Source organism: Mesorhizobium sp. (genome assembly GCF_024509055.1).
Lineage (GTDB): Bacteria > Pseudomonadota > Alphaproteobacteria > Rhizobiales > Rhizobiaceae > Mesorhizobium.
Genome location: NZ_JANINM010000021.1, coordinates 1 through 7214 on the forward strand (window position 1 = coordinate 1; position 7214 = coordinate 7214).

Here is a 7214-nt window from a genome sequence, read left to right on the forward strand (position 1 = left end):
TTGAGATGCCGTTTACCATGCGTGGGGATATGCGTGACGCGAAAGCCACGCGGTACGGTTAAGTAAATACAAATTAACCGGGAGCCTTGCGTGTAGGGAAAATCCGGTTAATACGGTAGGGGAAATACCGCACGTCCGGTTTTCTCGCCGTGGGGACTACGAGAAAAAGGTACAAAAGCCCGATGAAGGCAGCATCCAAGTTTCTGAGCGCCGCGTCAGCGGCGGCCCTGTCCGCCGCCCTGGTTCTGCCAGGCGCGCTCGCCGTGCAGTTCGTTGCTACATCGGTAGCCGAGGCTGCTGTCATCTCGCGGGTCGAGGTCACCGGCAACCAGCGTGTCGATGCGGAGACCATCCGCAATTACATTTCGATCAAGCCCGGCAAGCCGTTTTCCAGCGCTGACGTCGACGCCGCGGTCAAGGCGCTGTTCGGCACGGGCCTGTTCTCGGACGTCCAGATCAACCAGGTCGGATCGACCCTGGTCGTCAAGGTTTCCGAGTACAAGGTCGTGAACCAGGTCCTGTTCCAGGGCAACAAGAAGATCAAGGACAACGCGCTTCAGGCCGCAATCCAGCTGAAGCCGCGCGCGACCTTCTCGCAGCAGGCGCTCGACGCCGACGTCGAGTCGGTCAAGCAGGCCTATAAGCGCATCGGCCGTGACGATGCCGGCGTGACGACGCAGGTCATGGACCTCGGCGACAACCGCGTGAACGTCGTCTTCAACATCACCGAAGGCGGCCGCACCCAGATCGCCGCGATCAATTTCGTCGGCAACCACGCCTATTCCAGCCGCCGCCTGTCGGACGTCATCAACACCAAGCGGTCGTCGTGGCTCTCCTTCGTGCTGCGCGACGACGTCTATGACGAGGACAAGCTGCGCGCCGACCAGGAGTTGCTGCGCCGCTTCTACTACAATCATGGCTATGCCGACTTCCAGGTCGTCTCGGCTGTCGGCGAGCTCGACAGCGCCACCAACAAATACACGGTCACCATCACCGTTCAGGAAGGCGATCGTTACACGTTCGGCGATGTCAGCGTCGAAAGCACGATCCCCGAGGTCGACTCGAAAGCGCTGCAGTCGGTGGTCGAGACCCAGAAGGGTGACGTCTACAACGCCAAGCACGTCGAGGATTCGATCGTCGCGCTGACCGAGAAGGTCGCGGGCTCGGGCTATGCGTTTGCCCAGGTGACGCCGCGTGGTGATCGCAATTTCGAAAACCACACCATTTCGGTCGTCTACACCATCGACCAGGGCACCAAGGCCTATATCGAGCGTATCGAAATCCGCGGCAACGATCGCACGCGCGACTATGTCATCCGTCGCGAGTTCGACGTCAGCGAAGGCGACGCTTTCAATCAGGTTCTCATCCAGCGCGCGAAGAAGCGGCTGGAAGCCCTTGATTACTTTACGTCCGTCGATATCTCGACTGTCCCTGGCACGGCTCCGGACCAGGTCGTTCTAGTGGTCACCGTTGTCGAGAAGTCGACCGGCGAATTCTCTGTCGGCGCCGGTTATTCGACCGGTGGTGAAACGCCTGGACCGTCGGTCGAAGGCTCGATCACGGAGCGCAACTTCCTCGGTCGTGGCCAGTACATCAAGCTGGCTGCAGGCGGTGGCAAGAATTCGCGCGACTACAGCCTCTCCTTCACGGAGCCATATTTCCTTGGACGGCGCATCGCGGCTGGCTTCGATATTTACCGATCGACCCGCGAGTACAGCCACTACGACACCAACGTCACTGGCGCCACCGTCCGTTTCGGCCTGCCGATCACCAACAGCATCTCGACGCAGCTTGCGTATAATATCTCGCAGGAAAAGTACTCTTATCCTGACAACTGTCTCACCAATGGGGTGCTGGATCCCGCAAAATGTGACGTTTCCATTCCCGTCCAAGCGGGTATCCAGGAAAGCCCGTGGCTCAAGTCTTCGGTCAGCCTCGGGCTGGTCTACAACACCATCGACGACATGAAGAACCCGCATGAGGGTCTTTACGCCAACTTTGGTACGGAATTCGCCGGCCTCGGCGGCGACGCCAAGTGGGTAAAGTTCACGGGGCGCGCGAGCGTCTACCAGACGCTTTCCGAGCAGCTTGACGTGGTCGGGTTGATCTCGGGGGGCGCCGGCCACCTCGAGGGCTATGGCAACGGCAACCTGCGCATCTTTGACTACTTCCAGAGCAACGACCGCATGATCCGCGGCTTCGAATATGGCGGCATTGGTCCGGTCGCTTCTGGGGGTAGCGGCGACCATCTGGGCGGCTCGACCTATTTCAACGCCTCGGCGGAAGCCCAGTTCCCGCTGCCGGTCATTCCGGAGAGCTTCGGCTTGCGTGGCGCGGTCTTCGCGGATGCAGCAACGCTCTACGGCAACACGCTTCAGGGCGTTGATACGACCACGACCGGCATGCAGTGGCGCGCTTCGGTCGGTCTCGGCCTGATGTGGGCTTCGCCCTTCGGTCCGATCCGCATCGACTATGCGATCCCGGTCAAGAAGCAGGCGAGCGACAACATTCAGGAATTCAACTTCGGCATAGCGACCCGTTTCTGATCCGCGGGTTATGATGTTTCCGGGCCTTCGGACGGCCCGGAAGAGATTGATCCGACCTAGCTGGATATAGCATCTGGAATGACCGATCCGGTGTTCTTCGCGCCATCACGCCGGTACACGGCAGGCGAAGTCGCGAATCTGACCGGCGCGTCGCTGCTCGACTCCGGCCAATCAGATATCGCCATCGAGGCGCTGGCGCCCGCCAATGAGGGCGGCAACGGCGCGCTCGTGTTCGTCGATGGCAAGCGCAATTTCGCCCTGATGCAGTCGTTGAGGGCGGCCGCAGTCTTGTGCCCGCCCGATTTCGCCAGCAAGGCGCCGCAAGGCATCGCCGTTCTGGTTCATCCGCGGCCGCAGCAGGCATTCGCGATGGTCGGCCGGCTGCTGTTTCCGCAGGCCGCCACCCCGGGACCGATGACCGGGGAAACCGGTGTTTCGCCGCAGGCTTATGTCGATGCCTCTGCGCATGTCGAGGCTGGCGCCATCATCGAGGCAGGCGCCGTGATCGGTCCGGGCGTATCGGTGGGCGGCGGTACCGTAATCGCGCCGCACGCTGTCATCGGACGCGCCTGCCAGATCGGCCGCGACTGCTATGTCGGCCCGGGCGCAAGCGTCCAATATGCGTTGATCGGCAACCGCGTCATCATACATGGCGGCGCCAGGATCGGGCAGGACGGTTTTGGCTTCGTGGCCGGCGCCAAGGGGCCCGAGCGAGTTCCTCAGATCGGCCGCGTCGTCATCCAGGACGACGTCGAGATCGGCTCGAACTCCACCGTCGACCGCGGCGCCATGTCCGATACCGTCATCGGTCAAGGCACCAAGATCGACAATCTGGTGCAGATCGCCCACAACGTTCGCATCGGTCGCAATTGCATTATAGCCGGGCTTTCGGGTATCTCCGGGTCCGTCGTCGTCGGCGACAACGTCACCATGGGTGGTGGCGTCGGCCTCGCCGATCATCTGACCATCGGGCCGGGAGCAAGGCTTGCTGCGAGAAGTGGGTTCATGAGCAACGTTCCGGCAGGCGAGGTCTGGGCAGGTTATCCGGCGCAGCCGATGGCTGAAGCGATGCGCGAGATTGCGATGCTGCGCAGGATGGCCAGGACGCGCAAGCAGGGCGATGGAAATGGCTGACATGGTTGCGACGACACTCGAGGCGGTCGACATTCTGGGGCTGATGAAGCTTCTGCCGCACCGTTATCCGTTTCTGATGATCGACCGCATCGTCGACATCGACGGCGACGAATCCGCTGTCGGCATCAAGAACGTCACCATCAACGAACCGCATTTTCAGGGGCATTTTCCCCAGCAACCGGTGATGCCGGGTGTGTTGATCGTCGAGGCGATGGCACAGACGGCCGGCGCGATCTGCATCCGCAGCCTCAACACCGAAAAGCCGTCGCTCGTCTATTTCCTGACCATCGACAACGCGAAGTTCCGCAAGCCGGTCGTCCCTGGCGACCAGCTCAGGATCCACGTCAAGAAAATCAAGAAGCGCGGTAACCTGCTAAAGTTTGCCTGCGAGGCCGTCGTGGACGGCGCGAAGGTCGCGGAAGCCGAGGTTTCGGCTATGATGGTCACCGACTGACGGTTCGAAATGCTCATGAAAGTCGAGACATCAATCCATCCTTCCTCGATCGTCGAGGAAGGCGCCCAACTCGGCGAAGGCGTCCGGATCGGACCATTCTGCCATGTCAGTGGCGACGCCATCATCGGCGACCGCGTCGAGCTGGTCAGCCATGTTTCGGTGATCGGTGCTACCGCCATAGGCGCCGCGACCAAGGTGTATCCGATGGCAACGCTGGGAGCGCCGCCGCAAAACACCAAGCACAAGGGCGGGCGCACCACGCTGGTGATCGGCGAGAACTGCACTATCCGCGAAGGCGCCACCATGCATGTCGGCACGGATTCCAGCCGCGGCGAGACGAGCGTCGGCGACAACGGCAATTTCCTCGCCTATGCCCATATCGCACATGACTGCGTCGTCGGAAGGAATGCCACCTTCGCCAACGGTGCGACGCTCGGTGGCCACTGCGAGATCGGCGACAACGTCTATATCGGCGGCTTGACCGCGGTCCATCAATTCGTGCGCGTCGGCGACAACGCTTTCATCGGTGGCTGTTCGGCTGTCGTCGGCGACGTCATTCCCTATGCCATTGCTGCCGGCAACCGCGCCAAGCTGCGCGGCCTCAACATTATCGGGTTGAAACGCTCCGGCCTGCCGCGCGCCGAGATCTATCTGCTGCGCAAGGCCTACAGGACGATGTTCGACCGTTCCCGCACCGTCGGCGAGAATGTCGAGTTTGCCAGGGCGGAATTTCCCTCGTCACCGGCGGCCATGAAGATGATCGACTTCATCGCCAGCCGCGGCAAGCGGCACTATACCGTCCCGCCGCTGAAAGGCGGTGGTGACGATGACAATGGCGATGACGAGGTCTGATTTCGCCAGGCCAGCGCTTGCACTCGCGCCGGGCTCCAGGGTCGGCATCATCGCTGGCGGCGGCAGCCTGCCGGTCGAGGTCGCCGACGGCTTGGCCACGCACGGCTATCCCCCGTTCATTCTGTTGATGGAAGGCGAGGTCGACCGGGAGCCGCAGCTCCGTCGATACGAGCATGTCGTCATGGCGCTCGAGCAGATCGGTTCCCTGATGTCGACGCTGAGACGCCATGGCGTAACCCATCTGGTCCTCGCCGGCGAGATCAAGCGCAGGCCGAAGTTGAGCGACATGCGTCCCAGCCTCGGATTGCTGGCGATCGTGCCGTCGGTGATCCTGGCGCTGGCGCGTGGCGACGACGGACTTCTAAAAGTTCTGACCCGGGGCCTCGAGAAAAGGGGGGTCAAGGTGGTTGGCGCGCATGAGGTCGTTCCCGAACTGACCGCCGCCGAAGGCACGCTGACGATGGTCGAGCCGGAAAGGTCCGACTGGCTCGACATCGAGGCGGGCCGCGCCGCGGCCAAAGCGATCGGGGCGCTAGATATCGGCCAGGCGGCGATTGCGGTTGGCGGTCGGGTCATTGCGCTGGAGGGCATCGAAGGCACTGCCGGCTTGCTGGAACGGACGAAGGAATTGCGGCATCACGGCAGGGTCGCCGGAAAGGCACGCGGGGTGTTGGTCAAGTGCGCCAAGCCTGGTCAGGAGTTGCGCGCCGACCTGCCTTCCATCGGTCCGCAGACGGTCGAGGCCGCGCATGCCGCGGGGCTTGCGGGCATCGCTGTCGAGGCCGGCCGCTCGCTCATCCTCGAGGGGCCGGCGACATTGTCGCTGGCCAATGCGCTCGGGCTATTCATCGTGGGGCTGCCTGTGACGGAGCCGGTCAATGGCGGGTGAGAAGCCGCTCAAGGTCGCGATCGTCGCCGGTGAGGAATCGGGTGACCTGCTAGGCGCGGACGTCGTGCGGGCGCTTCAGCGGACGACGGGCCGCAAGATCCAGCTTGTGGGCATAGGTGGCCGTCATCTGCAGGAACTGGGGCTGACGCCGCTGTTCGACGGCAGCGAGATTGCATTGATGGGTTTTACGGCGGTCCTGCGCGATCTGCCACGCCTGATGCGCCGCATCAGCCAAACGGCGGCGACGATCGCCGCGGAGCGACCCGATTGCCTCATCACCATCGACAGCCCCGATTTTTCGCTGCGTGTCGCGAAGAAGGTGCGCTCCATAGCCCCGACTATACCGATCGTCCACTATGTCTGCCCAAGCGTTTGGGCATGGCGGCCCGGCAGGGCGGTGGCGATGAAACCCTATGTCGATCACATTCTCTGCATCCTGCCGTTCGAAGTGAAGGCGCTTGCCCGTCTCGGCGGACCGCCCGGCACCTATGTTGGCCATCGCCTGACGAAGGATCCGGGCGTGCTCGGCGCCGCCAGCGCGCAGGGCCTGCCCAAGGACCTGTCCGGGGACCGCGTGAAGACGCTGCTCGTTCTGCCGGGCTCGCGCCGCGGCGAAGTGCGGCGGCTGATCGAACCGTTCGGCAAAGCAATGTCGGCGCTGCGGCAACGCGGCCATCGCTTGCGACTGTTGCTGCCGACAGTGCCTCATGTCGCCGATCTGGTCAGGGCGTCCGTCTCGACCTGGGATGACAAACCGGAGATCATCATCGAGCCGGAGCGCAAATGGCAGGCCTTCGGCAAGGCCGATGCGGCATTGATCGCTTCCGGGACTGTCTCTCTGGAGCTTGCGCTTAGCGGCGTTCCAATGGTTTCCAGCTACAAGCTCGATCCCATCGCGCGCCTCATTTCACAGTATCTTGTGACCACTTGGTCGGCCCTGCTGCCCAATCTGATTTCCGATCGGGCGCTGGTTCCGGAATTCTACAACCAGTATGTCCGGCCCGAGAACCTTGCCCGGCAACTGGAGGCTCTGTTTTCCGACACCGGCATGCGCGCCTGGCAAAAAGACGGCTTTGCCGAGATTGCCCGTCGCATGGCGACCGGCAGACCCTCGGGCGAGATCGCCGCCGAGGTGGTGATCGGCTGTATCAGGAGGGGAGTAGTGAGTAGTGAGTAGTGAGTAGTGAGTACGCATTCACTCAGCGGCGCTCCTACTCACTACTCCCTATTCGCTACTCACTCACCTCTTCGCAATCGGCACGTAATCGCGTTCCGTGGCGCCGATGTAGAGCTGGCGCGGACGGCCGATCTTCTGGTGCGGATCCTCGATCATTTCCTT

Annotated in this window: 6 protein-coding genes; all 6 read left to right on the forward strand. The window is 62.5% G+C overall.

The features are described from left to right. Window positions 1–182 precede the first annotated feature (182 nt). The 6 genes from bamA (at window position 183) to lpxB (ending at window position 7052) form a co-directional block, all read left to right on the forward strand. Entirely contained in the window at window positions 183–2546 is a 2364-nt protein-coding gene (gene bamA / locus Q0L57_RS01225; protein WP_296736636.1) for an outer membrane protein assembly factor BamA, read from the forward strand. 78 nt (window positions 2547–2624) lie between these two features. After that, window positions 2625–3680, forward strand: a complete 1056-nt coding sequence (gene lpxD / locus Q0L57_RS01230) for a UDP-3-O-(3-hydroxymyristoyl)glucosamine N-acyltransferase (protein ID WP_296736639.1) — start codon at window positions 2625–2627, stop codon at window positions 3678–3680. Then, on the forward strand, window positions 3673–4134 hold the full coding sequence (fabZ, locus tag Q0L57_RS01235) for a 3-hydroxyacyl-ACP dehydratase FabZ (protein ID WP_296736641.1): 462 nt from the start codon (window positions 3673–3675) through the stop codon (window positions 4132–4134). Before lpxD ends, fabZ begins: the two co-directional genes overlap by 8 nt. A 15-nt stretch (window positions 4135–4149) precedes the next feature. Continuing rightward, on the forward strand, window positions 4150–4986 hold the full coding sequence (gene lpxA / locus Q0L57_RS01240; protein WP_296736643.1) for an acyl-ACP--UDP-N-acetylglucosamine O-acyltransferase: 837 nt from the start codon (window positions 4150–4152) through the stop codon (window positions 4984–4986). Next, window positions 4973–5875, forward strand: a complete 903-nt coding sequence (locus tag Q0L57_RS01245; protein WP_296736646.1) for an LpxI family protein — start codon at window positions 4973–4975, stop codon at window positions 5873–5875. The genes lpxA and Q0L57_RS01245 overlap by 14 nt, the downstream gene beginning before the upstream one ends. Beyond that, window positions 5865–7052 carry a lipid-A-disaccharide synthase gene (gene lpxB / locus Q0L57_RS01250; RefSeq protein WP_296736648.1) on the forward strand — a complete coding sequence of 396 codons (1188 nt, stop codon included), beginning with the start codon at window positions 5865–5867 and terminating at the stop codon, window positions 7050–7052. Before Q0L57_RS01245 ends, lpxB begins: the two co-directional genes overlap by 11 nt. Window positions 7053–7214: the final 162 nt, after the last annotated feature.